Here is a 23,243-nt window from a genome sequence, read left to right on the forward strand (position 1 = left end):
TCATTAGCAAGGAAGAGTGAAGCCGAAATGTTCGAGCCGGAATCAGACGTTGTAGCGCATGCATACAGTACAAGCGGCATGCTGGAAAGTGGTAATCAGGTGTTGGGTGTCAGAGGGCACGAGTTCTATCGGTTGGATGTGCCCCCTGGGGATTTCAGCCTGCGGATGACGCCTGACTCGGGTGATGACGTTAATATGGTGCTCTATAACGGTGCCATGCAGGTTGTGGCCTCCAGCTTTGGACCGAAAGAGGAGTTCATCAGCTATCACTCCTCTTCAAGTGAAACTTTTTTTGTAGAGCTCTACCCCACGGCTAAGCCCTATGCAACAGCCTTCCTGGACGTTGAACTTTCATCTGGTGGGTGGTCGACCGAATTGGGTTTCGGACCAATTCGTGATGTTCCAGTGACCTTGTATGACATTGATAAGGATGGTCGCGATGAAATCTTTGTGGCGACCAGCAAAGCGCTGGATAGTGAACTTAATGAAGTGCGTCCAGCGGGTCTGGTGGTACTGGAAGATGACGGTTCCATCAAGTGGAGTGTCAGTTTCCCGGCAATTGGAAATACAGATCCTCAAACGGGCAAGATCTATCATACTACGTCGGTATCCTCGGCCCCTGCATTTGCTGACCTGACAGGTGACGGGCGTAGCGAGATTGTCATCGGCGTTGGCGCTGACACTTTTGGGGAGGCCGGGCCTGATGTGGTCGGCCAGCCGGGTGACAAGGGAGGGGTATATGCCTTGACGGCAGATGGAAATATTCTGTGGTTCCATCAGTCCCGCGATACGATCGGTGGCAGCAGCAACACCGGTGATGGGCGACCCGACGGTGTATATGGGGCACCTGTTGTCTTCGATATTGATGGAGATGGCAGCAAAGAAGTCATTGTTAATAGCTGGGATCAAAGTACCTGGATTCTTGAAGGGGCTACGGGCGTTGCGAAAGCAGAGGCGCACCTGGCCGATACTATCTGGTCAACACCTCATGTGGCGGATTTGAATGGTGATAATCGATTCGAAATCCTGGTTTCTGCCGACATAACAGAAAATTCAAATGCGGGCACTAAGACCGGCGGTATTTTTCATGTTTTAAATGCTGATGCGGAGCAGGTTTTCCCGGGGTTTGATCAGCCGGTTGGAAATCCGGATTATATCGAGCTGCGTGGTAAGTATGAAGAGCAGGCGCTTTGGAGTAGCCCAATTACGGCTGATCTGGATGGCGATGGGCGTCTAGAAATTCTCTATGGTACAGGCAATTTCTTCCATGATGAGCGCGGCAGCTATATTCGCGTCTGGGATGCTGATGGAAGTGAGCGGATGCTGCTGCAGACGCAAGGACGTACATTCGCGACACCTTTGGTGGCTGACCTGAATAATGATGGGCGCATGGAAATTGTGGCAGCAACTCTCGACGGTGTGCTACACGGCTGGGATGCGGCGGGCGAAGAGCTGTTCAGAACTGAGACCAGCAGTTTCTTGAATACCAAGGGGAACCCTATCTTCAGTGCTCCTGTTGCCGCTGATCTGACCGGTGATGGTAAGCTGGAAGTGCTGATTGCTCAAGGCGCTCAGGTTGTAGCGGTTGATGCAGAGGGGCGGCAATTGAGCGATGCGGGCAGCCGAGAGCTGGTCTTTGAATCCTTCAAGGGTGCCGTGGCCGTGAAGGATATTGATGGTGACGGGAAATTGAATATCATCAGTGGCGGTAACACAGCAGGGCATGATCAGGCGATCGTCTTTAATTGGGTTAATCCTTTCAATGATGATGCGTCCAGTTCCGAATTGTCTGGTGCGCGTTATCAATTCAGCCAATCACAGGGTAATATCATTAATTTCGTCGAACGTTTCTATGACACGGTTCTAAACCGGAGTGCTGACCCGCATGGCCTCAATGATTGGGTCGATAGCCTTTATACCGGTGTCAAAACGGGTGCTGATGTGGCAGTGGGTTTTGTTTTCAGCGCAGAGTTCACAAATAAGGCTGTCAGCGATATTGACTACCTCAACACGCTCTATCGGTCTTTTTTTGGCCGAGAGCCTGATAGTGCAGGATTTAATCAGTGGCTTGGGCAGCTTGATGCAGGAACAAGTCGTGCAGCCGTTCTGGACGGTTTTATTTATTCACAAGAATTCAGAAATCTAGCAGCAGGGTTTGGCATCTTGCCGTTTAAGGAGCAGCCTCAGGCGTGAAGACGATTTTCATCGATTGCAGTTATCTTGCAGACCACCCGGAATTGAATACGGGTATTCAGCGGGTGGTGCGAAAGACCGTTGCCAATTTCAAAACGCTTGCCCCGGGTGAGTGGGATATACAGCTGGTCAAAATCAGTAATGGCCAGTTCAGCCTTTTGCAGGAATCAGATTTGTACCCCAAGGCTGAGCTCCCTGCGGCGCAGGCAGGCCAGTCTTTACCTTTTAAGGTGAGGTTGTCCAATTACTTGCGTGGTGTGTACCAGGCAGGGCGCGAGTTTGTATCCGCCGTGTGTGGACACCACAAGGGTGTGCGGCACTTTCTGTATGCGCCAAAAAATCAGCTCGGGCTTGGCATGTTCGTGCACTGGCTACTGCTGAAGCCTGCTCGTGCCGCTGTCAGGCTTGTCCGCAGGCCGGCTGCTCAGCCATCCAGTTCGGATATTGATCGAGTGCAGCGCGGTGATGTGCTGCTGCTGCTCGATTCAACCTGGTATTCCAACATATGGCCCAGTGTTGAAGCTGCAAAGGCACAGGGCGCGTCTGTGACAGCCGTCATTTATGATCTTATTCCAATCACGCATAGTCAGTTCTGTGATGATTTTTTGGCGAAGGTGTTCAAGGGCTGGTTCCATGACTCTGTAGCATATGTCGACCGCTATATCGGTATATCACAGACGGTACAGCGGGATCTCGAGTCTTTTATGAATCGCGAGCTGGGTACGCAGGCCCTCCGGGACAAGCAATTTGATTACTTTCTGCTGGGTGGGGATATTGCGGAACGTACAGTTACAGCGACTGTTGATATGCGGCCAGAGCTACAGCGGGCCTTTGATGGCGGAAGCTGCTATCTGATTGTGTCGACGGTGGAGCCACGCAAGAATCATGTATTCCTGCTGGATACGTTTGAAAACCTTTGGCGTGATTCGGCACAAGATGTACGACTGATCATTGTCGGTCGGCCCGGCTGGAAAGTAGATGCGCTGCTGGAGCGTATTCGATGCCACCCTGAACTGGGGCGGCGGTTGTATTACTTCTCGGATCTGGATGACCGGGAAGTGGGGTATAGCTATGACAATGCCAAAGCGTTGGTCTTCCCGTCTATCGTTGAAGGGTTCGGGTTGCCGATTCTGGAAAGCCTGAACCGTGGGCTTCCAGTGTTGGCCAGCGATACGCCCGTTCACCGTGAAGTCGGCGGTGAACAGGTGGGGTATTTCAGTTTGGATGATCATAAGTCCCTGCTGCGCTGGATAGAAACCTTCGAGGCAGAAGGGATACCCGAAGCGTTGCAGGTTGAGCCAGGCTTTTATGGCATGACGTGGCTGCAAAGTAGCCAGATGCTGTTTGATAAGGTTGTGCGTGACTGAGCAGTCAGGGGTCTCGTGCAGGATGAACGTTCACCTGGGGCGGTATGTAACCGACCCGGGAAACGGCTTTTATAAACGCGTTATCAAGTAACGCGAGTTTGATTTAAGTGGATATGATATGACCATTAAAACGGCTTTGATTACAGGTATTACAGGTCAGGATGGCGCTTATCTAGCGCAGCTGCTGCTGGGCAAGGGGTACCATGTGTGTGGCCTTCTGCCGCGCCGCAGCACCTCGGATGTCAACCTGTCGCGGCTTGAGTGGCTGGGGATTGCAGGCGATGTTGAGTTGATTGATGGTGATTTGCAGGACCTGTCCAGCCTGATTCGCATCATGCAGGACAAAAAGCCGGACGAAGTATATAACCTGGGCGCGCAGTCTTTTGTGAAAACGTCCTGGGATCAGCCGCTGTTGACCGGCCAGGTGACGGGGATGGGGGCGGCCAACATGTTGGAAGCCATTCGCTTGATCAAGCCGGAAGCGCGCTTTTACCAGGCATCCACGTCTGAAATGTATGGACTGATTCAAGAGCCAAAGCAGAGTGAGACGACGCCATTTTATCCGCGCTCGCCTTATGCGGCTGCCAAATTGTATGCGCACTGGATGACGGTCAATTACCGTGAAAGCTTTGACATGTACGCATGCAGCGGAATTTTGTTCAATCATGAATCGCCTTTGCGTGGCTTGGAGTTTGTCACCCGCAAAGTTACGGATGGTGTTGCACGCATCAAGCTTGGCCTGGAACAGGAGTTGCGTTTGGGCAATATTGACGCCAAGCGCGACTGGGGGCATGCGCGTGATTATGTCAAGGCGATGTGGCTGATGCTGCAGCAGGATCAGGCAGATGACTTCGTCATTGCAACCGGACGGACAACCACTGTGCGTGACATGTGTCGAATTGCATTCGAAGCTGCGGACCTTAACATGGATGATCATTTGGTCATTGACCCGTCGTTTTTCCGTCCGGCAGAGGTCGACGTGCTGTTGGGTAACCCGGCCAAGGCGGAAGAGAAGCTTGGCTGGACGCCCGAAGTGACGCTCGAAGAGATGATCCAAGAGATGCTACAGGCTGATTTGGCTCGTCTGCAGCGCTAATACACTGAGAAATGATGGGTACCAGAATGACGCAGATGCCTGTACTGGTGACAGGTGGTACCGGCTTTGTTGGTGCCCACTTGCTTGCCGCCCTGGAGCGTGCCTTTCCTGAGAGAAGCATTCACGCAACGGCCCGAACCCGGCCGCGCCCGGATGATAATGCCGGGTGCGTATGGCATGAGCTTGATATATGTGACCATGCCGCAGTCGATAACTTGATCCGGCAGGTTGCACCTGGAGTAGTGGTGCATTTGGCCGCACAGTCTAATGTGCCGTTCAGTTTTGAGCAGCCTGATCTAACCTGGGATATCAATCTTGGCGGCGCGCGTAATCTTTTTCAGGCACTGGACAGGCTTGTACAACCGGTGTTGTTACTGCAAATCGGGTCTGCCGATATGTACGGGGGGAGCTTTCATTCCCCTGATCCTGTTGATGAAAGCACGCCATTATTGCCTTTGAATCCTTATGCGGCCAGTAAAGCGGCTGCTGATCTCGCGGCTTATCAGCTGTCCTGCACATCAAGTGTCAAGGTAATCAGGGCGCGCCCCTTCAATCATATTGGTGCCGGGCAAGCCGATGGCTTTGTTGTGTCATCTTTTGCGCGTCAAATTGTAGAGATTGAAATGGGGGGCAAGCAAACCCTGCAGGTGGGTGACTTGACGGCAGAGCGTGATTTTCTGCATGTGTCTGACGTGGTGGATGCATACATCGCACTGATTAAACAGCAATCCGCTATCGATAATGGAGCGGCAGTCAATATCTGCTCTGGAGGATCGGTCAGAATTTCGGACATGCTGGATGAGTTAGTCGGCCTTTCTGTCGCTGAAATCAACGTGCAGCAGGATCCGGGGCGGATGCGAAAAAGTGATATTGCCAGGGTCTGTGGCAGTTACAGTTATCTCTCGGATCGCACCGGATGGCGGCCAGCAACAAGCCTGCGTGATGCGTTGCGGGATGTTCTGGATGATTGGCGACGCAAGCTTTACCGATGATGGGACTTGCATGCCCCCAGGCTACCGGCCAAGGTATCGGTGGCCTGTACCCAGGTGAAATCGCGTGCGCGAATGCGGCCTGCAGCGGCGAGTTGCTCTCGCAGTTCAGGAGTGCTCAGCAGCATTTTCAATTTTGCGGTAATGTCTCGCGTATCGCCTGGGTTTGCCGTAATTGCGTTACCGGCTGCAACTTCAGGCATGGAGGTGACGTTCGAAGTCAGTACGGCTGTGCCAGCGGCCATTGATTCAGCAACAGGCATGCCAAACCCTTCGTAATGTGAGACGTATGCGGTCAAGCTTGCGGCTGCATACAGTGCCGGGATATCGTGTTGATCTACATAGCCCAGTACCAATGCCTCTCCTTGTTCGGTCAGCTCCGCAATGGCGCTATTGATTGAACTGTCACGCCAGCCTTTTGCGCCAGCAATTACCAGTGGGTATTGCGAGCGCAGTGTTTCGGGCAAGTCGCGAAAGGCTTGTATCAGGCCTGTAAGGTTCTTTCTGGGTTCAAGTGTTCCCAAAGACAGAATGAACTGTTCAGGCAAGCAGTGCCGGCCCCGGCAGCGTTCAATATCCGCCTGAGTCACATCAAAGAAAACGCTATCAATACCCGGGTGAGCTATATCGACAGGCTGCTTGGGGCTCAACAATGCATGCAGCTCTGATCGGGTAAACTCCGATATGGTCAGGATGCGGCTTGCACGGGCCAGTGTGTGGGGAATGGTCCGGCTCAAAAGCTTCACCCTGTGTCCGGGGTGGTAATCAGGGTGTCTCATGTGGGACAGGTCGTAGAGTGTGGCGACGCTGGGGCACTGTAGCGGCAGCAGCGAGAATCCCGGCTCCCAGTAGACCCAGCCAGTCAATTGGCGTCGGTACCTGAGTGCTTGAATATAGCCAAGCAGGCGCCATCCAAGCCGTGCGCCTGGAACTTTGGCAAAGAGTTGACGTAAGCCTTTGCTCGGGGCTGATGAAGAAATACTGTCCAGCTGTTGCAGTCGCGTCTCTATTGTGGCTCTGTCATGAAGGCCGCTTGGGGATATGCCTTGGATATCGGACACTCCCGGGTGGTTCAGCAGTCCTTTAAGCATGTGGTAGGTGTAGCGCCCTATACCGGTAAGCGGTGGTGTAAGGGCGCTGATGTTGACGACGACCTTCATGCCTTGCCCGGGCAGCGACCGTAAACGTCTGTGAAACGAACAATGTCGTCCTCGCCCAGATAGTTGCCGGACTGGACTTCGATTACTTCCAGCGGCACCTTGCCGGGGTTGCTGAGACGATGCTTTTCGCCCACGGGAATATAGGTGGACTGGTTTTCGGTGAGGATTTTTTCCTCGTCGCCACAGACCACCAGTGCGGTGCCCGACACCACAATCCAGTGTTCGGCGCGGTGGTAATGCAGCTGCAGCGACAGCTGCTGTCCTGGTTGTACGGTGATGCGCTTGACCTGGTAGCGATGGCCTTCGTCAATGGTATCAAAATCGCCCCAGGGGCGGACGGTGTGGCTATGGTTGGAGTACTCGGAGCGCTGGTTCGCCTTGAGGTACTGCACCACTTCCTTGACCTTTTGCGAGTCGTCCTTTTGGGCGACCAGCACGGCGTCCTTGGTTTCGACCACGATATGATTGTCCAGGCCAATGGTGGCGACATGACGATGGTGCGCCTGTACCAGCGAGTTGCGTGTTTCGTGCAGGTAGGTATCGCCCAGGGTGACATTGTTGTCCTGGTCGCGTTCGCTGACATCCCAGAGTGACTGCCAGCTGCCGATATCGCTCCAGCCGGCATCCATGGCCACTACGCAGGCGTTATCGGTTTTTTCCATCACGGCATAGTCGATGGAGTTGTCCGGGCACAGGCTGAACAGCTCGGTATCCGGACGGATGAAGTCTGGGTCCTGAGTGCCGGATGCCAGGGCGGCCTTGCAGTGATTGAGCATTTCCGGGTCGTGCTGCTCCAGTTCCTGCAGGTAAATCGAGGCGCGGAACATGAACATGCCGCTGTTCCACAGGTGCTGGCCGCCTTCCAGAAACGCCTGGGCGGTTGCGGCGTCCGGTTTTTCGGCAAACTCGGCGATACGGAAGGCACTGTCGCTCAGAGAAGCGCCCGTTTTGATGTAGCCATAGCCGGTCTCGGCACGTGTGGGCGTAATGCCGAAGGTGACCAGTTTGCCCTGTTCAGCCAGAGGCAGGCCCTGCATGATGGCCTGATGTAGCTCGTGCGGGCGCGTGAACTGGTGGTCGGAGGCCAGTACCAGCATGACTGTATCGCCGCCCTGTTGCAGCAGGGACAGTGCCGCCAGCGCAATGGCCGGTGCCGTATTGCGTGAGCAAGGCTCCAATACTGTCGCCAGCGATGTAACATCCGCCTGACGCAACTGTTCAGCCACCAGAAAACGGTAACTGTCGTTACTGACAATCACCGGTGCTGCATGGTCCAATCCATTGAGGCGTGTCAGCGTCTGCTGCAATAAGCTGGAACCCGACCCGTCCAGGTCAAGAAATTGCTTGGGTGAGCTTTGACGTGACAGCGGCCAGAGACGACTGCCGCTGCCGCCAGCCATGATGACCGGTGTGAACATAAAATGATATTCCTGAAATCAAGGGATGTGCCAACCCTGTATTATCGGTTATGGCCGGGTTTTAGTCTACCTTGGTCGGATAATGTGCTGGGGTATTGGGGCAGGTCGGTGGTGTGTTAGTATGCGCGCCAAATATGTGGTCGTTGGTACGAGCGGGGTCTGAGCGTTGAAAACGGTTGGGGCCAGCCCCATATACGGTCCTATAATGTTCGCTTTCCTGCCTATGAAATTTGGAGTGCCCCATGGAAAAGAAACGCACTGATCTGGAAGCGGTGTTGCATGCCTGCCGTTCCAGCTTCTTCAGTGTTGGCCTGTTCAGCATGTTTATCAATTTGTTGATGCTGGTACCGGCATTTTACATGTTGCAGGTCTATGACCGCGTCGTGACCAGCGGCAGCGTGCCCACCCTGGTGATGCTGACGCTGGTCATGCTGCTGATGATGGGGACCATGGGGGCCTTGGAGTGGGTACGCTCGCGCATCATGGTGCGTGCCAGTACTCGCATCGACACCCTGCTGGGCAGCCGCCTGTATGATGCCAGCTTCAAGCAGGCGCTGTATTCCGGCGGGATGCAGGCCAACGCCCAGCCACTGAATGATCTGACGGGCTTGCGCCAATTCTTGACCGGTAACGGTTTGTTCGCTTTCTTCGATGCGCCCTGGGTGCCGATCTACATCGGTATCATGTTCATGTTCCACCCCTGGTTCGGTATCGTGGCGATTATCAGCGTCATCATCCTGGCAACGCTGGCGGTCATCAACGAGAAGGTGACCGGCAAGATGCTGGCCGAGGCCAACAAGGAAAACATGGGTGCGACCCAGTTCACCAACAAGAACCTGCGCAATGCCGAGGTGGTTGAGTCCATGGGGATGCTGGGGCGCATCCGTGACCGCTGGCAGGAAAAGAATCGCAAGGTGTTGGCGCTACAGGGCATTGCCAGTGACCGTGCCGGTATCCTGACCTCCGTCTCCAAGACCACGCGCTTGATCGTGCAGTCACTGGTACTGGGCCTGGGTGCCTACCTGGCCATTCAGCAGGAGATCTCGCCGGGTCTGATGATCGCCGGTTCAATCCTGCTGGGTCGCGCACTGGCGCCCATCGACCAAATGATCGGGGTCTGGAAACAGTTTGTCAGTGCCCGTTCACAATACCAGCGCTTGAATGAAATTCTGGCCCAGGTGGGTGAAGAGCCCGACCGCATGTCCCTGCCGGCGCCCAAGGGCGCACTGAGCGCCGAGAACGTGATGGTGGCGCCGCCGGGCACGAAAACGCCGGTGGTCAAGGGGGTCAGCTTTCAGGTCGATCCGGGCGACATGGTCGGCGTGATCGGCCCCAGTGCTGCCGGCAAGTCGACCCTGGCACGCGCCATTTTGGGGATCTGGCCCACACTGGGGGGCAAAATGCGCCTGGATGGCGCCGATATCTTCACCTGGAAGCGGGATGAACTCGGGCCGCATATCGGCTACCTGCCGCAGGATATTGAACTCTTTGAAGGCACCATCAGCGAGAACATTGCGCGCTTTGGCGAGGTCGATGCTCAGGAAGTGGTGCGTGCCGCACAGATGGCCGGTGTCCACGAAATGATCCTGCGTTTGCCGGAAGGCTACGATACGGTGATTGGCGCGACCGGCGGTGCGTTGTCGGGCGGACAGCGTCAGCGGATCGGTCTGGCACGTGCCATTTACGGCAAGCCCAAGCTGATCGTGCTGGATGAACCCAACTCCAACCTGGATGATCAGGGCGAAGCGGCGCTGGCGGTGGCGTTGAAGAATTTGAAGGAAACGGGCGCCACGGTGTTCATTATCACGCACCGGGCCAGTGTCCTGTCCCAGGTGGAAAAGCTGATGGTGATGCGAGATGGGGCACTGGCCATGTTCGGGCCGCGTGACCAGGTGCTGGCAGAGTTGAACAAGGCATCCCGCGCTGCGCCTGCAGCGAAACCGGCTTGAGGATAGGTTGAAAAATGAGTGCAGAAACACTGAAAGCCATTCGAGAAGGCCAGTTCGAGCTGGATGTATCGGACAAGAAACCCCGGTTGATCGGGCTGCTGATCCTGTTTGTCACCTTTGGCATGTTCGGCACCTGGGCCGCTGTCGCGCCGCTGGACAGCGCTGCGCTGGCGCCGGGTGTGGTGACGGTCAAAACCTATCGCAAGACCATTCAGCACCTTGAAGGCGGCATCGTGGAAGAAATCCATGTGCGCGATGGTGACCAAGTCGAGACCGGTGATGTGCTCCTGGTGCTGGATGATACCCAGGCACAGGCTGAACTGGGCATTGTCCGTGGCCAGCTGATCGCGGCACAGGCGCTGGAATCGCGGTTGAAGGCCGAGCGTGATCAGCTTGAACAGATCCGCTTTCCCGACAGCTTCAATGTGACCGACGAGCGCGTGGCGGAGTCCGTGCAGAGTGAGAAGCAGGTCTTCGAGGCGCGCATGAACTCTCACCTGGGCGAGATCGAGGTACTGGAGCAGCGCATGACTCAGATTGGCGAGCAGATTCGTGGTCTGGAAGCGGTCATTCGCAGTAAGGGCGAGTTGATGACGTCCTACGAGGAAGAGATCACCGAGCTGACCGAACTGCTGAGTGATGGTTTCGTCGACAAGCAGCGTCTGCGTGACTTCGAACGTCGCGTTTCCGAGCTGGAAGGCGATATGGCGGACCATCGTTCGTCCATCGCTCAGGCGAAGATGAAGCAAGGTGAAACCCGCTTGAGTGCTCTGCAGCTTAAAAAGGATTTTCATACCGAAGTGGTGAACCAGCTGTCCGAAGTACAGTCCACTCTGTTTGACCTGCGCGAGCGTGAACGTGCGTTGATCGACCGGGTGGAGCGCACGGTGATTCGTGCGCCGGAAGCCGGCATGGTGCTGGGCATGAAGGTGCATACCGTGGGCGGGGTGGTACAGTCCGGCGCGCCGATTCTGGATATTGTGCCGGCTGCCTCCGATCTGGTGGTGGAAGCGCAGGTGTCACCGATTGATATTGACCGTGTCAGCGCCGGCAAGCTGGCCGACATACGTTTCAGCGCCTTCAAGTCAGCCACCACGCCGGTGATCGAAGGTCGCGTCGAGCATATTTCGGCTGACCGTCTGACCAACGAAGAAACCGGCGCGCCGTATTACCTGGCGCGGGTCGAACTGACCGAAACCGGACGCAAGGACCTGGGTGATCTGGTACTGGTGCCCGGTATGCCGGCTGAAGTGTTGGTGAATACCGGTGAGCGTACCCTGCTGGAGTATCTGGTACAGCCAGCCACGAATGCCTTTGCCCGCTCACTGATAGAGGACTGATGACATGCGCAGGATTACCCGCCTGATCGGCTATTGCTCGCTGGCGCTGCTGGCGGCCGGGCCGGCTGTAGCTGACGAAGCGGCCGATGTTGAGCCGGCGCCATCCGATCTATGGTTGCTGTATCAGCAGGCCCAGGAGCAGGACCCCCGCATACTGACGGCTGAAGCGGCCGCGCGCCGTGCCGAGTATCAGGAGCGCGAAGCCCTGGGCCGGCTGTTGCCTCAGGTGAATGCCGACAGTCGACTGACCCGCACCAACTATATTTCCGGTGCCTATGAAACCTACTATGGCGGCGAGCGTTACTCCGTCTCCATGTCCCAGGTGCTGTACGATTCGCCGGTGTGGCAAAGTTACCAGCGCTCGCGGGCGTTGAGCCAGCAGTATGCCGAGCAGGGGGAGCACGATATTCAGGGCGCGACGGCCGACCTGGTGCAGCGTTACTTCGACGTACTGGCGGCGCAGGATAGCCTGGAGCTGATTCAAGCCGAAAAGCGCTCTGTTGAGCGCAACCTTGAGCGGGTACGTTCGCTGTTTGAACGGCAGCTGGCGCCCATTACTGACAAGCTGGAAGTCGAAGCACGTCTGGACCGCCTGCGTTCGGACGAGATCGAGGCACGCAACAACATCTGGGTAACGCGCGAAGCCCTGGCGGAGGTCATCGGTCGTCCGGTCTACGAGCAGCTGGAGCGTCTGGTGGCGCAGCCCAAGCTTGCGCAAGCCTTTGAACTGGAAAGCTTTGAACACTGGCGTGACCTGGCGCTGGCGAACAGTCCGCTGATCCAGTCCAAGCTGGCATCCGTGGATGCACAGCGCGCGGCACGCAAGGAAGCCCAGGGCGGACACATGCCGAAAATCAGCATGCAGCTATCCAGCCAGAAGAGCAACATCGGCAACGAAAACTCGCCGTCACCGCGAACAGAATCGAATGTGGCGGCGCTGCAGATTCAAATCCCGATTTTCTCGGGCGGCTCAACCAGCGCGCGCTCGGATGCGGCTTATGAAAGCATGCTGATTGCGCGGCAGGAGCTGGAAACCGTGCGCCGTCAGGTGCTCAAGGAAGTGCGCACGGCCTACATGAATGCCGAGTCGGCTCTGGCCAAGGTACAGGCCGGTAAGGTGGCGCTGCAGTCTGCCACCAAGGCACGCGAGGCGGCGGAGAAGAGTTTCTCCTATGGTATCAATAACGCCGTTGATGTGCTGGACCGGGCTCGTGAGCAGTACAGTGCCGAACGCGACCTGCTGGAAGCACAGTACAGCTTCCTGTTGAGTTACGTGGTTCTCAAGCGCTGGAGCGGCAATCTGTCAGAGGACGACGTGCAGCAGATCAATACGCTGCTGGACATGCACGAAGTCAAGTATGCAGCCGTTGAGGCTGCCGGTTAGTCCCTTTGAACATATTGCATCTGTACAAGTCAGCCCCGCCGGAAGATATCGGCGGGGTCGGCGTTTTTATTGCCAACCTATCCCGAGGTACGGCCGCACAGGGCGTGCAGCACCGAATACTGGTGTTCACGCGGGAGCACCACGTTCGCATTGAGCGTTGGGACTGCGGCGCGGAAGTTTTCTTCTGTCCCATGTGGTTCCAGCTGGCCTCCATGCCGGTGGGGCCTGCCTATCTGAAACGGTTCTTTCAGTTGCTTGACTGGGCCGACCTGCTGCACCTGCATTTTCCTTTTCCGCTACAGGATCTGTTGTACCTGTTGGGCGGGATCGGGCGTCGTATGCCGCCGGCACTGGTGACCTACCACAGTGACGTTGTACGCCAGAAGTTGTTCGGACGGTTGTATCGCCCCTTGGCGCAGTGCTTTCTGCGCCGGGTTGACCGTGTCGTCGCCACGTCTCCCAACTATGTGGACAGCAGCCCGATACTGCAGCAGCTTGATCCCCCTGCCGTGATCCCACTGGGGATTTGCGAGTCGCATTATCCGGCACTGTCGTTGCCCCGCCAGGCCCATTATCGGGAGCGGTATGGCGAAGGGTTCTTTTTGTTCCTGGGGGCCTTGCGTTATTACAAGGGGTTGACCTGGCTGGTGCAGGCGGCACTGCACACAGGGTTGCCAGTGGTCATCGCCGGGGATGGCCAGATGGCAGCCGAATTGAAGGCGCAGGCGGCCGGCGCCGAGCATATCCACTTCGCGGGCGTGGTCGATGAGGTGGACAAGGTGGCACTACTGTCCCTGGCGGGTGCTTTCGTGTTTCCGTCGCATTTGCGCTCTGAAGCGTTCGGCATCAGCCTGTTGGAAGCGCAAATGATGCACTTGCCGCTGATTACCTGTGAAATCGGCACCGGTACCAGTTATGTCAACGCGCATGGCGTGACCGGCCTGGTGGTCCCCCCTGCGGACGCCCATGCTCTGGGCCGTGCCATGCAGGTACTCTGGGATGACGCCGAGAAACGAGACGCCATGGGGCAGGCGGCCTATCAACGTTTCTGTGAGCACTTTACGACAGGGCGCATGTCGGCGCGTTATCTGGAGCTTTACCAGCAGCTGTTACGGTCGGACGTATGATGGTGCCTTTGTGGACGCGCGCGTCCCGGCGCTTTTGGCGCCATTATCGTGAAGAAGACAAGCGTCAGCATTTCGGGTACAGCTTTGTATTGTTGCTGCTGGCAGCGCCCTGGGTGCCGTTGGCAGCAGCCGTCACCCTGGTGCTGCTGATCGGTTTGTTGAAAGAAATCTGGGACCATTTCTGGGGCAGCGGGTTTTGCTGGATCGACATGGCCGCCAATGTGCTGGGGATTATAGGCGCACTGCCCGGTGCATGGCTGCTGGCCTCGCTGTGGCAGTCGTTGGTGGCTTGACAGCCAATAGAGGATGACACCGGTGCTTGGGCGCCGGTGTCGTGCCCAGGAACTGGATTAGTATTCACAGCAGCAGGTCAATATGCTCCCGGGATTCGGAAATGGCCGTGATGACATCCACGGCGCCGTTCTCGTCCACGCGGCTCGACCAGTATTCCAGGGCCGCCGTTTCAGCACGGCGCCCCAGTGCATGTTGATACAGGGTATCAATCCATGTGTGGGTGTCAGTGTCGGCCGCAAACAGTTGCTGGTACTCGTCCGATGCCAGGAATGCCGAGGTGACGTCGTTCAGGCCAATGCCTTGCTGCAGTTGCGCATGCCAATAGGCCAGACCTTCAGTGTCAGCATCGCGGTCGAACAACGTATCGTAAAGTCGGATGACGGCATCGATGTTATCGGCCAGCACCTCATCGCTTTTGAAGGCCAGGTTCTGGATGCGTTGGTCTTCGCTTTTGTCGGTGTCGGGCTGGGCGAAAGCCTGCTGGGCATCAAAGGCATGCTGCATGTATTCAGCCAGTGCGTCCTGTTCGGTTCCGGCAGCGGCGGCGGTGGCTGTGCCTTCATCCAGGTTGGCCTCCATCAGATCGATCCGTGCGATGGCGGCGGCATCCAGGCTCAGGAATTCTCCGAACGGATAGCCATCCCCGCCATCCGCCATGAAGCCCAGCGTCACGACCTTTACCGGGGCGGCGTAGTCGCCGACCAACGCGCCATTGACCACCAGTATATCCACAACCTGCCCATTGTCATCGACGATGGCTGCACTTTGAATGCGATCACCGGGCGCACGGTTCCAGTCAAAGCTGTAGTGAATACCGGCCACCTGAGCGAACTGACCGGGTGTGCTGTTTTCATTGGAGGCGGCCACGGCATGTTCGATCACGGCCAGCAGCTGGGCACGGGTCAGGGTCAGGATGCTGAGGTCGTTGTTGAAACGCAGAGAGGACTCAATGTCCAGCTGTGAGATCTCGCCTGCGGCCTTGCCGGCATCCGGGTTGCCCTGAGGTGGGCGCAGTTCATAATCACCGTCGGCGCCAGTGGCAAAGGTCGTGCCGATCGGCTCACGAATGCCGCCGCCGTTCTTGATCGACACCATGACACCCTCATCGGCCTGGCGTGCATACCAGAGGTTGGCATCAGCGGTCAGGTTGCCCAAGTTGGTTTCTTCGGTGCGAACAAAGGCACGCTCCCCTTGTAGATAGACATCGGTGCGGCCGTAGGTGATACCGTCCTTGGACGTGACCAGGCTGTCCACGGCGTCCACCAGGTCCTGCGCGATGTCACCCTTGCTGCCTTCTGCATAGGCCGCGTCCATGCTGCCCCAGAGATTGGCGGCGACCGCATCGGTGGCGGCGTGTATGGTGGAGGTCGCATCATTGATGCTGTCGGCAATGATATTGCCCTCAGCATCAAACTCGACATTCAACTGGCCGACATAGCGCCAGCCGCCATCGGTATTGATCAGCACCACATCCTTGCCGGAGGCATCCTTGGTCAGAATCGGGTAGGCCTCATAGGGCTGCTGGCCCGTGCCCGGAAACAGTGTCTCGTCGGCATCCGCCAGCAGGGCATTGGAGCCGCCTGCCATGATGATGTCGACGCCATCCAGCAGGCCCGCCAACTCTTTTTCAAGGGCGATCTGCTGCAGATGTGACATCAGGATGATCTTGTTGATGCCCTGATCGCGCAGCTGATCGATATACACCTGCAGCTGCTGAGCCAGCAGTGCCATGTCGTTGCGGTCGGTGCCTTCGACCTGTACGCCGCCGGTGCTGGTGATGCTTTCAAGAATCTGGGTCGTTGCTCCGATGACGCCGATGCGTTCACCGCCTTCTTCGATAATCGTGGCCGGTGCAATCTTGGGCGCGGCTGCGGCGGCGTCGAGATCGTCAATGGAGGATGCAAACGCCTCCTGACGCATAATCACGCCGCTGAACAGCCCGGACAGGTTATCGTCACCGGACAGGTCGAGGTTGGCGCTCAGGTAGGGGAATTGGGCACCGAGCCAGCGCACGCCATCGAGATCATCGGAGCGGATATCGGTACCAATCAGCCCGGCAAGCGCATTGGTACCCTGGTCAAACTCATGATTGCCAAGGGTAATGGCATCGGTTTCCAGCAGGTGGGCCAGGGTCAAATCGATGCGCCCCGCGCCTTCGCGCAGATTGCTTAATGTGCCCGGCGCCAGCCCTAGCAGTGTTTCATTGGCCTGCTGAATGGCATCACGAAGGCCACGGTCACCGGCGGCTGACATGAAGGGGCCCGGCAGTATCAGGTCGCCGCTGGATAGGAACAGCGAGTTGGCGGCCTGGTCTTCCAGGTAGTCGACAATGGATACGAAGGCAGGCGCATTGCGCAGGTCACCGCCGCCACCTTCCATGTCGGATGCATGCAGGATCTGAAGGGTGTAGTTGGACATCGGGAGCCTCTTGTCAGTATATGGGGGACTGAATCTATTCCCATATTCCACCGCAGAGTTTAAAGCCATGTGACAGACAGACGACATGCGTGAGACTCAGTGTGCGTGGATGCGGGCTTTTTTAAGTTTGGTTTCAGGCGCCCTGTCTAGACTACACTGACACAAACACATGTGGTGCGGGAGGCAAAATGTCGTCATTGGATCTGAAACGTTTTGACATTCAAAGCGGTGAAATTGTTGCGGTCTACGAGTGGGATGATGGGCGTTGGGAACGCGACACCATCGATCAGGATGAAGCATACAACCTGGATGGCCAGGAAGTGGTCAAGACTGAACGGGATGATGGCTATATCGAAACGTCGATCTACCGTGATCGGGGCGATGGCATTTATGCGGAAGTGGCTGAATACCATAGCCTGCCGGGGGCTCAGACCGAGGAGCAGTCACGGCAGGATGATGCCGCTTTGGTCCGTCTGTATCTGTCGGTGTTTGATCGTACGCCAGATGCTGCCGGCTTCAATCATTGGAGCGGCCGTATCGACATGGGAATGTCGTACGAGCAGGTTGCTGATCATTTTCTCCGCAGTGCCGAGTTTCAGCGTGACTATGCCGGATTAGAGGATGCTGCATTCGTCACTCGCCTGTATGACAATATTCTGTCTCGTGAGGCGGATGCCGATGGCCAGAACTGGTGGACTTGGCAGTTGGAAAGCGGACAGCAATCGCGTCAGGATGTGGTGCTTGGCTTTGTGCAGTCAGAAGAATTCATTGCCGAGTCAGCGGAGGAGGTACAGGTGTTTCTGCAGGGAAATGCGCTGACGTTACCGATGGCCGATCTGTTGATAGGGTGAGGCAACAAGCGATCCAGGATCCGCGTACGGAGGGCGGAAGACCCGGCAGAGAGCCGGGCCTTCCGCGTCGATTACAACTTGTCCAGCATGCGCTGGTGCTGTTCATGTATCTCCTTGGACGGTGCACGCCCCATCATGGAGACCGCGAAAATGGCGATGGTCGCAAAGATGATACCGGGCACGATCTCGTACATGTCGTAGATGCCACCGGACAGCTGCTTCCAGACCACGACGGTCACGGCACCGACGATGATACCGGCCAGGGCGCCGTTGCGGGTCATGTTCTTCCAGTACAGGCTGATCAGCAGCGCCGGGCCGAAGGCGGCACCGAAGCCGGCCCAGGCGTAGGACACCAGCCCCAGCACTGTGCTGTCCGGATCGAAGGCCAGCACCATGGCGATGATCGACAGGCCGATCACGGCCAGGCGGCCCACCATGACGATCTCTTTCTGGGAGGCGTTCTTGCGCAGCAGCTGCTTGTAGAAGTCTTCCGCCAGTGCGGATGAGGACACCAGCAGCTGGGAATCGGCCGTGCTCATGATAGCCGCCAGGATCGCCGCCAGCAGGATACCGGCGATCACTGGGTGGAAAATGGCGTTGACCAGCAGCATGAAGATGGTTTCGCCGTCTTCCAGTTGTCCGCCCATCTGGGTTTCCACGAACATCATCCCGGCCAGACCGACCAGCATGGCGCCGATCATGGACAGGCCGCTCCAGCCCACGGCAATACGGCGTGCGGTGGGGATTTCATCATTGCTGCGGCAGGCGGCAAAGCGTGCCAGGATGTGCGGCTGTCCGAAGTAGCCCAGACCCCAGGCGGCCAGCGAAACGATGGCGATGAACCCCAGAGGTTCACCGTTCACGTTGTTGAAGATGGTCAGCAGTTCCGGGTTTTTCGCTTCAATGGCGCTCCACATGGTGCCGAAGCCGCCATCAGCCTGAATGGCGGCGATGGGTACGATCAGCAGAGCGGCAGCCATCAGCAGGCCCTGAACCAGGTCGGTCCAGGAGACCGCCAGGAAGCCACCGAACAGGGTATAGGACACGATGCAGACGGTGCCGATCATCAGGGCCGTGGTGTATTCGAGGCCGAACACGGTTTCGAACAGCTTGCCGCCAGCCACCAGGCCGGAGCTGGTATAGAACAGGAAGAACAGCAGGATGAAGAAAGCGGAGATGACTTGCAGCAGACGCGAGTTGTCGCGGAAGCGGTTGGCAAAGTACTCCGGCAGCGTCAGTGCGTCACCGGCTTCGATACTGTAGGTACGCAGGCGCTTGGCAGTAAACATCCAGTTGCCCCAGGTGCCCAGCAGCAGGCCGCCAGCGAGCCAGATTGCTTCCATACCGGAACCGAAGGCGTAGCCAGGCAGGCCCAGCAGCAGCCAGCCGGACATGTCGGAGGCACCGGCTGACAGTGCCGCCGGCCAAGGACCCAGTGAACGGCCACCCAGGAAGTAGTCCGATGAATTGGCGGTACGTTGATAGGCGATCACCCCGATCGCCAGCATCATGATGAGGTAAACGACAAAGGTGCCGTATACAGCATAGTTGTTTTCAATCATGCAAAAAGCCTCTCAGCAGCCCGTTGAGGGTCTGTTATTGTGCGCCTGCTCCGTGCCCGTGGCTTGAATAGGCCGGGCAGGTCGACAGCGGATGGCGGCCCGCAGACCGCATCCGGATATGTTAGACGGTGCGACTGCCCAGCTCCAGCAGGGTCGCATTGCCGCCCACGGCCGTGGTGTTGATGGTGCGGGTCTTCTCCGTCACCAGTCGCAGCAGAAAGTCGGGGCTTGTCAGCAGCGGGCAGTGCTGGATATCGGTTTCCGCGACCAGCTGCAGCAGTACGCCGTCATATTGTGCCAGGGTGCGGTTGAGCGCGATCTCCTGATCCGGTGTACAGCTGGTCACCACCACGCGCAGATCGGCCAGGCCAAACAGCTCCGCCGGTGCGGTGCTGCTGTCGAGCGCGAGCATGGCACGGGGAACACCGGCCGTGTACAGCGCCTCGACCAGTGCGGTCAGCCAGCGTTCCTGTCCGGGCCACTGCAGAATGACGGCATTGCCGCAGGCCAGTGCCGCGATCAGCTGACAGGCCACCAGTGTTTCGGTGCTGTCGGCGGTGCCCAATACCAGCGCCACGCCGCGACCGGTCAGATAGAGTTCGTTGGACTCACCGGTCGGCCCCGGCATTTCCAGCGTCTCGCCCAACGGCAGGGCATCGGCCAGAATCTGACGTGCCAGGCGCTCGGTCAGCGCCGCTTCGGCATGGGCCGGCAGGTGGTCGACCGCTGTGGCCAACAGGCGGCAGCGATCGGCAAAGCCGCGACGGTTCCAGGCTTCCCAGACCGCCGCGGCCTGAATGTCCTGAGTATCAGCGTGGTACATGCTTATCCCTCCACCTTGTCTGAAATCTGAGTGCCGCCCAGCTGAGTGCAGCTTAATTTGGTAAAGCGCAGCAGGTAGTGCGGGCCGCCGGCCTTGGGACCGGTACCGGACAGGCCCTGGCCGCCAAAGGGCTGAACGCCCACAGTGGCACCGACCTGGTTGCGGTTGATGTAGGTGTTGCCCACGCGAGCACGTGACTCGATATGCGCCGCCGTGCCCTCGTTGCGGGTATGAATACCCAGTGTAAGGCCGTAGCCGCAGCGGTTGATCTGGTCGATCAGCGTGTCCAGGTCCCGGGCCTGGTAGCGCACCAGGTGCATGATCGGGCCGAACTGTTCGCGGCCGAGACGCTCAATGGAGTCGATCTCGAAGGCGGTAGGCGGTACGAACGTGCCCTGGGCCGCGTCTGCATGCAGTTCGGTCTGCGCCAGCAGGGTGCTGGTGTTCTTCATTTGCTCGACATACTGCAGCAGGTTCTGCTGGGCGGCACGGTCGATCACCGGACCCACATCGGTACTGTGCAGACAGGGGTTGCCGGTGTTCAGCTCGGCCATGGCGCCCTTGAGCAGATCGATGATGCGGTCGGCAATATCAGTCTGCACGCAGAGTACACGCAGGGCCGAACAACGCTGGCCGGCCGAGGCAAAAGCGGACTGCACGGCATCCTGCACCACCTGTTCCGGCAGCGAGGTGGAATCGATGATCATGGCGTTCTGACCACCGGTTTCGGCGATCAGCGGCACTGGTGCACAGTCGCGTGCAGCCAGGGTGCGGTTGATCAGGCGTGCGGTTTCGGTGGAGCCGGTGAAAGCCACGCCGGCAATGCGGGCATCGGCGGTCAGCGGCGCGCCCACATCGGCACCGCGGCCGGGCAGCAGCTGAATGGCACTGCCGGGTACCCCGGCGTCCAACATCAGTTCCACCGCACGGCAGGCGATCAGACTGGTCTGCTCGGCCGGCTTGGCTACCACCGTATTGCCTGCCGCCAGTGCGGCCGTCACCTGGCCCAGGAAGATCGCCAGCGGGAAGTTCCACGGGCTGATGCAGACGAAGACGCCGCGGCCGTCGCGAATCAGGCTGTGGCTCTGGCCGTCGGCCAGGGTACGGTTGAGCGGTGCGCTGAACAGGTCGTTGGCCTGGAGGGCGTAGTAGCGGCAGAAGTCGACCGCTTCACGCACTTCATCAATGCCATCCTGAATGGTCTTGCCTGCTTCCTGATGACACAGTGCGACCAGCTCTTCCAGATTGTCTTCCAGCAGGTCGGCCAGGCGCATCAGGGCCTGGGTACGGATGCCGACCGGCGTGGCATGCCAGTCGGCGAAGCCGTCATGTGCGACCTGTACCGCCTGGGCCACCAGCTCGGCATTGGCGAAATGCATGTGGCCGGTCAGGTGACGCTGATCATAGGGCGCTTTGACGTCGATGCGCAGCTCGGTGTCGAGGCGCTGGCCATTGATAATCGGACCGCCCAGCCACTGATGCTCCAGCCACTGGTTGACCTTGGCACTGAACGGACCCCATTCGCAGGCGATATCGATGTTCGGGCCACCGGAATTGCGGCGCTGGCTGCCGTAGATGTCGCGGGGCAGGGGGATGTGCGGGTTGTGCAGCGGGTTGCGTTTGCTCAGGGTCAGCCAGGGATGCTCGATCAGGTCGCTGATCGGGCAGCGGGCGTCGACCAGTCGGTGTACGAACGAGCTGTTGGCACCGTTTTCCAACAGGCGGCGCACCAGATAGGGCAACAGGTCCTTGTGGTTGCCGACCGGTGCATAGATGCGTACGGCCACGCCGGCCTGTTCCAGGACGCGGTCATAGAGGGCATCGCCCATACCGTGCAGACGCTGGAATTCAAACTGGTCGTGCTGCGCTTCGGTCATGATAGTGGCCACCGTGTGCGCGTTATGACTGGCAAACTGCGGCCAGATCAGCCCCTTCACATGGTTGCTGAGCAGGAAGCGGGCACAAGCCAGGTAGGCCACATCGGTGGCTTCCTTGCGGGTAAACACGGGGTAGCCGTCCAGCCCCTTCTGCTGGCACAGCTTGATCTCGGAGTCCCAGTAGGCGCCCTTGACCAGACGCAGCGGGATAATGTCACCCTGGGTGCGAGCCAGGGCGGCCAGCCAGATCAGGACTGGCAGGGCACGCTTGGAATACGCCTGAACCACCAGGCCGAAACCGCCCCAGCCCTTGCAATCCGGGTGCTGGTACAATTTCTGGAACAGCTGCAGTGACAACTCCAGGCGGTCGGCTTCTTCGGCATCGATGGTGATGGCGACGTCCAGTGCGCGGGCCTGACGGATCAGCTTGAGTACGGTTTCGAACAGCTGCTCCATGACCTGCTCCTCCTGGCCCGGCTCATAGCGCGGGTGCAGGGCGGACAGCTTGATGGACACGCTGGGCTTGGGGCCCTTGGCCTTCTTGTCGCGGAAGTTGCCGACAAAGTGGATGGCACGGCTGTAATCGTCGAAGTACTTGGCAGCATCGGTACGGGTCAGCGCCGCTTCGCCGAGCATGTCAAAGGAGTAGGTATAGCCCTTCTGGCGGGAGTCGCTGCCGCGCTTCATCGCTTCATTGATGTCGCGTCCCAGCACAAACTGGTGTCCCATGATTTTCATCGCTTGCTGCATGACGCGGCGGATCATGGGTTCGCCCAGGCGGTTGACCAGGCGATTGATGACGCCGGACGGAGTGCCGTCCTCACGTTCATCCATGGTGACAACCTTGCCGGTCAGCAACAGGCCCCAGGTAGAGGCGTTGACCAGCAGAGAGTCGGAATTTTTCAGGTGGCTCTTCCAGTCAGCGACGCTGAGCTTGTCGCGGATCAGGGCGTCGGCGGTATCGGCATCGGGGATACGCATCAGCGCTTCGGCCAGACACATCAGCAGGATGCCTTCGCGGGTATCCAGACTGTATTCCAGCAGCAGGGCGTCGATCATGTGGATGGCGCCATCATCGGCGCGCACCTGTTCGATCAGGCGTGTGGCGCAGCTTTCGGCGGCACGGATCTGCTCGCCATTCGGTTCTGCCAGTGCCATCAGTTCCCTGAGCCAGCGGCTCTCGTCAATGGCGTAAAGCGGGGAGATCTGCTCCCAGAGCGCCGTCAGCGGCTGCTCGATCAATCCCGGATGCAGTGCATCGATCGCTTTGAACATAGACTTTTCCTCAACTCGTCCGCAGGCATCACGCTGCCGGTGCACGGCAGGGCGAGACCCTTGGTGTTTGCCGGTTCAGAGAGCGGAAGTGCCCACTGAACCGGCATTTAATAACAGCCG

Annotated in this window: 16 protein-coding genes; 10 read left to right on the forward strand and 6 right to left on the reverse strand. The window is 58.1% G+C overall.

Going from position 1 to position 23,243, the window contains the following annotated elements; genetic code table 11:
- Positions 1-27 precede the first annotated feature (27 nt).
- The 4 genes from KTN04_RS03000 (at position 28) to KTN04_RS03015 (ending at position 5,648) form a co-directional block, all read left to right on the forward strand.
- Positions 28-2,193: a DUF4214 domain-containing protein gene (locus tag KTN04_RS03000; protein WP_217333734.1), complete on the forward strand. Its 2,166-nt coding sequence runs from the start codon at positions 28-30 to the stop codon at positions 2,191-2,193.
- Entirely contained in the window at positions 2,190-3,560 is a 1,371-nt protein-coding gene (locus tag KTN04_RS17255; protein WP_217333735.1) for a glycosyltransferase family 4 protein, read from the forward strand. The genes KTN04_RS03000 and KTN04_RS17255 overlap by 4 nt, the downstream gene beginning before the upstream one ends.
- Positions 3,561-3,684: 124 nt before the next feature.
- Positions 3,685-4,656 carry a GDP-mannose 4,6-dehydratase gene (gmd, locus tag KTN04_RS03010; RefSeq protein WP_217333900.1) on the forward strand — a complete coding sequence of 324 codons (972 nt, stop codon included), beginning with the start codon at positions 3,685-3,687 and terminating at the stop codon, positions 4,654-4,656.
- A gap of 14 nt (positions 4,657-4,670) precedes the next feature.
- Positions 4,671-5,648, forward strand: a complete 978-nt coding sequence (locus KTN04_RS03015) for a GDP-mannose 4,6-dehydratase (RefSeq protein ID WP_217333736.1) — start codon at positions 4,671-4,673, stop codon at positions 5,646-5,648.
- Here KTN04_RS03015 and KTN04_RS03020 read toward each other — a convergent pair.
- On the reverse strand, positions 5,639-6,805 hold the full coding sequence (locus KTN04_RS03020; protein ID WP_217333737.1) for a glycosyltransferase family 4 protein: 1,167 nt from the start codon (positions 6,803-6,805) through the stop codon (positions 5,639-5,641). The two genes, KTN04_RS03015 and KTN04_RS03020, sit on opposite strands and share 10 nt — an antisense overlap.
- Positions 6,802-8,223: a mannose-1-phosphate guanylyltransferase/mannose-6-phosphate isomerase gene (locus KTN04_RS03025; RefSeq protein WP_217333738.1), complete on the reverse strand. Its 1,422-nt coding sequence runs from the start codon at positions 8,221-8,223 to the stop codon at positions 6,802-6,804. The genes KTN04_RS03020 and KTN04_RS03025 overlap by 4 nt, the downstream gene beginning before the upstream one ends.
- A 242-nt stretch (positions 8,224-8,465) precedes the next feature.
- On the opposite strand from KTN04_RS03025, the gene KTN04_RS03030 reads away from it, so the two are divergent.
- Genes KTN04_RS03030 through KTN04_RS03050 form a run of 5 tightly spaced genes read left to right on the forward strand, consistent with a single transcriptional unit; the run spans position 8,466 to position 14,316 of the window.
- Positions 8,466-10,172, forward strand: a complete 1,707-nt coding sequence (locus KTN04_RS03030) for a type I secretion system permease/ATPase (RefSeq protein ID WP_217333739.1) — start codon at positions 8,466-8,468, stop codon at positions 10,170-10,172.
- A gap of 14 nt (positions 10,173-10,186) precedes the next feature.
- A complete protein-coding gene (locus KTN04_RS03035; protein ID WP_217333740.1) occupies positions 10,187-11,512 on the forward strand; it encodes an HlyD family type I secretion periplasmic adaptor subunit in 1,326 nt (441 codons plus the stop codon).
- Between the two features lie 4 nt (positions 11,513-11,516).
- The gene (locus KTN04_RS03040) at positions 11,517-12,896 is read left to right on the forward strand and encodes a TolC family outer membrane protein (RefSeq protein WP_217333741.1); all 1,380 of its coding nucleotides are present in this window, start codon (positions 11,517-11,519) and stop codon (positions 12,894-12,896) included.
- 5 nt (positions 12,897-12,901) lie between these two features.
- Positions 12,902-14,023: a glycosyltransferase gene (locus KTN04_RS03045; RefSeq protein WP_217333742.1), complete on the forward strand. Its 1,122-nt coding sequence runs from the start codon at positions 12,902-12,904 to the stop codon at positions 14,021-14,023.
- A complete protein-coding gene (locus KTN04_RS03050) occupies positions 14,020-14,316 on the forward strand; it encodes a hypothetical protein (protein ID WP_217333743.1) in 297 nt (98 codons plus the stop codon). Before KTN04_RS03045 ends, KTN04_RS03050 begins: the two co-directional genes overlap by 4 nt.
- A gap of 64 nt (positions 14,317-14,380) precedes the next feature.
- Here KTN04_RS03050 and KTN04_RS03055 read toward each other — a convergent pair whose 3' ends face one another.
- Positions 14,381-16,735, reverse strand: coding sequence for a 5'-nucleotidase C-terminal domain-containing protein (locus tag KTN04_RS03055; protein ID WP_217333744.1), 2,355 nt, complete (start codon positions 16,733-16,735; stop codon positions 14,381-14,383).
- Positions 16,736-16,923: 188 nt separating this feature from the next.
- Here KTN04_RS03055 and KTN04_RS03060 point away from each other — a divergent pair, with 188 nt between their 5' ends.
- Positions 16,924-17,586, forward strand: coding sequence for a DUF4214 domain-containing protein (locus tag KTN04_RS03060; protein ID WP_217333745.1), 663 nt, complete (start codon positions 16,924-16,926; stop codon positions 17,584-17,586).
- A gap of 71 nt (positions 17,587-17,657) precedes the next feature.
- On the opposite strand, the gene putP is transcribed toward KTN04_RS03060, so the two are convergent.
- The 3 genes from putP to putA all read right to left on the reverse strand — a co-directional run bounded on the left by putP (position 17,658) and on the right by putA (position 23,123).
- The gene (gene putP, locus KTN04_RS03065; RefSeq protein WP_217333746.1) at positions 17,658-19,148 is read right to left on the reverse strand and encodes a sodium/proline symporter PutP; all 1,491 of its coding nucleotides are present in this window, start codon (positions 19,146-19,148) and stop codon (positions 17,658-17,660) included.
- A gap of 121 nt (positions 19,149-19,269) precedes the next feature.
- On the reverse strand, positions 19,270-19,971 hold the full coding sequence (locus tag KTN04_RS03070) for a hypothetical protein (protein ID WP_217333747.1): 702 nt from the start codon (positions 19,969-19,971) through the stop codon (positions 19,270-19,272).
- Between the two features lie 2 nt (positions 19,972-19,973).
- A complete protein-coding gene (putA, locus tag KTN04_RS03075; RefSeq protein ID WP_217333748.1) occupies positions 19,974-23,123 on the reverse strand; it encodes a bifunctional proline dehydrogenase/L-glutamate gamma-semialdehyde dehydrogenase PutA in 3,150 nt (1,049 codons plus the stop codon).
- Between the last annotated feature and the right edge of the window lie 120 nt (positions 23,124-23,243).

The sequence above is a fragment of the Marinobacterium weihaiense genome, from assembly GCF_019061305.1.
Lineage (GTDB): Bacteria > Pseudomonadota > Gammaproteobacteria > Pseudomonadales > Balneatricaceae > Marinobacterium > Marinobacterium weihaiense.

Coding starts and splice junctions, on each gene's coding strand:
- putP (WP_217333746.1), bottom strand. CDS start 19,148: ATGATTGAAAACAACTATGCTGTATACGGCACCTTTGTCGTTTACCTC.
- KTN04_RS03025 (WP_217333738.1), bottom strand. CDS start 8,223: ATGTTCACACCGGTCATCATGGCTGGCGGCAGCGGCAGTCGTCTCTGG.
- KTN04_RS03055 (WP_217333744.1), bottom strand. CDS start 16,735: ATGTCCAACTACACCCTTCAGATCCTGCATGCATCCGACATGGAAGGT.
- KTN04_RS03060 (WP_217333745.1), top strand. CDS start 16,924: ATGTCGTCATTGGATCTGAAACGTTTTGACATTCAAAGCGGTGAAATT.
- KTN04_RS03050 (WP_217333743.1), top strand. CDS start 14,020: ATGATGGTGCCTTTGTGGACGCGCGCGTCCCGGCGCTTTTGGCGCCAT.
- KTN04_RS03020 (WP_217333737.1), bottom strand. CDS start 6,805: ATGAAGGTCGTCGTCAACATCAGCGCCCTTACACCACCGCTTACCGGT.
- putA (WP_217333748.1), bottom strand. CDS start 23,123: ATGTTCAAAGCGATCGATGCACTGCATCCGGGATTGATCGAGCAGCCG.
- KTN04_RS03000 (WP_217333734.1), top strand. CDS start 28: ATGTTCGAGCCGGAATCAGACGTTGTAGCGCATGCATACAGTACAAGC.
- KTN04_RS03035 (WP_217333740.1), top strand. CDS start 10,187: ATGAGTGCAGAAACACTGAAAGCCATTCGAGAAGGCCAGTTCGAGCTG.
- KTN04_RS03070 (WP_217333747.1), bottom strand. CDS start 19,971: ATGTACCACGCTGATACTCAGGACATTCAGGCCGCGGCGGTCTGGGAA.
- KTN04_RS03015 (WP_217333736.1), top strand. CDS start 4,671: ATGGGTACCAGAATGACGCAGATGCCTGTACTGGTGACAGGTGGTACC.
- KTN04_RS03030 (WP_217333739.1), top strand. CDS start 8,466: ATGGAAAAGAAACGCACTGATCTGGAAGCGGTGTTGCATGCCTGCCGT.
- KTN04_RS03040 (WP_217333741.1), top strand. CDS start 11,517: ATGCGCAGGATTACCCGCCTGATCGGCTATTGCTCGCTGGCGCTGCTG.